At 41.9% G+C, this 544-nt stretch carries 1 protein-coding gene; it reads left to right on the plus strand.

All coding sequences use genetic code 11. The annotated features are described in order from the left end of the window. A partial coding sequence (locus M992_RS14295) for an EAL domain-containing protein (RefSeq protein WP_147638194.1) occupies nucleotides 1–544 on the plus strand: 544 nt, incomplete at both ends.

The following is a 544-nucleotide window of genomic DNA, read 5'->3' on the forward strand; positions in this document are numbered from 1 at the left end:
CGAAAATATTCCCCGCTTAAATGCGCTACGCCAAAAGCTCAAAGAGCACCCGTTAAGCTGGAATAATATTCCGGTTGAACTGCACTATGGTTTGTCTTATGGCGAACTTAATCGTGAAACAGATAATCTTCATCGCCGTATTGGTCAGTTAAGCTATCTATGTGAAAAAGCATGCCAAGAGGATCGTCTGTTATGCCTTAGTGAGGGCAATCAGGTCGTCGCAACCCAAGTGTCAGACCGAGTCATGCTGCTGCAAAAAATCAAAAATGCACTTAATGAAAATAGCATCATGCTGCATGCGCAGCCGATTGAGCATAAAAATGGTACACGCTATTACGAAATTTTAGCGCGCCTGAAAGATAACAATGACATCATTACGCCAGATAAATTTATTCCTTTAATCGCGGAATTTAACCTTAGCCCACGCTTCGACCTGCTGATGGTTGAGAACGTAGTTAAATACATACGAACGCAAAACCTAGCCACAGAAGAAGTATGTTTCTCCGTTAATCTAATGCCTCTATCGTTAATGCAGCATGGTATT

This window comes from Moellerella wisconsensis ATCC 35017 (assembly GCF_001294465.1).
GTDB classification, from domain to species: Bacteria; Pseudomonadota; Gammaproteobacteria; order Enterobacterales; family Enterobacteriaceae; genus Moellerella; species Moellerella wisconsensis.